Raw genomic sequence first — 1,960 nt, forward strand, 5'->3', positions numbered from 1 at the left:
CAACCCGGCCGCCTGCATCGCCGAAACACTCGAGACGATTATCGACGGCCATCCCCATAGCCGCATCGAAGACCTCATGCCGTGGCGATTCCGCAAAACGTCAAGCCAGCCTCAATAGGGTTGCCGCGAAGCGCTTACGGACAATCGGCTAGTCACCGGCGAACTGCAAAAACGCTGGAGGCCGCCCTCTTGGCGCTTCGACAAGCCGAGGAGGCGTTGGCCCAGCACACGGTGTCCAAGGCCAATGATCCTGTTGGCCTTCCTCAGCATCTGCTGGCCAAGGTGGTCGCGCTCGGGAATCGTCTTCCGGCCCTGTCGGAGAATCCGGTGACCCGCAGGGATCATTGCAAAGCGCTGCTGCGCTGCCTAATCGAGAAGGTCGTGATGCGCCGCTGCGCCCCGCGATAGAGCTGAGGTGCGCATTGTGTGGCGCGGCGGCGCGACCACTGAGCTCATAGCCACTGTACCCATCAATGCCGTGGCTGCACTACCACCACGTCATGAAGAGATGGTGGAACGCATATGCGCGTTGGCACGTAACGGCGCCTACGACGATGAAATCGCGCGAATTCTGACGCACGAAGGGCATCACTCGCCATGGGACGGACAAAAGTCCTGTTGATCATGGTCCGGCGCATTCGTCTTAAACACCGCCTCAAGGTGCGGCATCGGCAAACGCGGTGGCCGCCGGTTACGGACAACTTGACAGTAACCCAATTGGCAAGGCGTTTCGGACTCCCGCGAAGTGGATCTATGTTCAGCTCAAACGAGGAAGCCTCCTGACTACTTGAGAACCCTCGGGGCGCTTCCTTTTCCCCGACAACGCAACCGCCTTGCCTGTCATTTGCAGCTTGAGAAATCACCGTGTCGCGAAGATCGATCTAAGGGAGGATCACCGTGAAAAGTAGGGGCGCACCAGCGGATGCTGAGGGCCAGATGAACTTGCCGCGGTCCAGCTCTCCTGAACCGTCAGGGCCAGTTTGCATGCCGCGGAGCATGTCGGTGTGGCCGGTGGCGATCCAGACCGTGACGCCGCTCGGGATCGGAATCATCGCCGCCTCAGAAGCTCAAGCACCGCTGCGGTGCCTCGGCGTCAACATCCCGGTCAACCCGAACGCGACAGCCACCGCTAAGCTCAATCTCGATTGTTCCGACTCTTGCGCGCTGCGCTGGCTGAGCGGGGATGCCGTGCTTGCGGTGTGAACGTCGAGGCCGGAGCCGGCGTAAAGGCGATCTCCACAGGACATGAACAATTGGCTCGCAGACAACCCGTTGCGCTGAGCCGTCACTGACACCAATCGTGGCCCGCCATAGCTTTCGGCAACGATCGCCCGTCGAGACAACTTCCAGTCGGGACCTTCGAATTAGGCGTATGGTCAGTCATACGCCTATGTATTCACCCTCCATCCCACCGCGCAAGGCGGCCCTCCCGCAGCGATACTCTGGAACTCAGGTTTCAAGTGGAAATAGACGATCGGCGGCGCTTCTTTTTCTTCGAAGGCTTGCTGCGTTCGACCTCCGGCGTCTGCTGATGCCGTACCACTGGAGGCGGCGATGAAGGAATGATCGCGTAACACGCGGGATGGTCAGCTAGGGCGCATGTCAGGGGATCTCAAGCGGCAGCAGCGTACCGCGGCGGAAAGGCGGGAAGAAGACGATGACTGCCTCCTCCTCGATAGAAAGCACGATCCATTTGGCTTCCCGGGGAACTCTCGGATCTTGTCGACAACTTCTGGCTGATCCTGTGGCGCTGCGCCAGCGCTCTCTGGCTCCCTCGACTATCTTTATTGCCCCGATGGACAGTCTCCGTCGCGGTGGCGCCGCCGTATAAAACTAGACGACCGATTCCATGAAGCCTGCGCTCCTGGAGCAGGATGAATTGGTGGAACGGACGGTTGTTGGCGGATTCCTCGTTTTCGGTCGGCGAAACGAGGAGCTGTATCATGGCAGGATGGCGGCG

2 protein-coding genes are annotated in these 1,960 nt (G+C 60.1%); both read left to right on the top strand.

Going from position 1 to position 1,960, the window contains the following annotated elements; all coding sequences use genetic code 11:
* The first annotated feature begins 189 nt into the window (after positions 1–189).
* The gene (locus QCM77_RS45720) at positions 190–408 is read left to right on the top strand and encodes a hypothetical protein (protein WP_280097113.1); all 219 of its coding nucleotides are present in this window, start codon (positions 190–192) and stop codon (positions 406–408) included.
* A gap of 576 nt (positions 409–984) precedes the next feature.
* Positions 985–1,203 (top strand): hypothetical protein, encoded by a 219-nt coding sequence (locus QCM77_RS45725; RefSeq protein WP_280097114.1) that lies wholly within the window; start codon positions 985–987, stop codon positions 1,201–1,203.
* The last annotated feature ends 757 nt before the right edge of the window (positions 1,204–1,960 follow it).

This window comes from Bradyrhizobium nivariense, from assembly GCF_029846695.2.
Lineage (GTDB): Bacteria > Pseudomonadota > Alphaproteobacteria > Rhizobiales > Xanthobacteraceae > Bradyrhizobium.

Excerpts from the sequence above, each read along its gene's own strand:
- QCM77_RS45725 (WP_280097114.1), top strand. The coding sequence starts at position 985 with ATGCCGCGGAGCATGTCGGTGTGGCCGGTGGCGATCCAGACCGTGACG.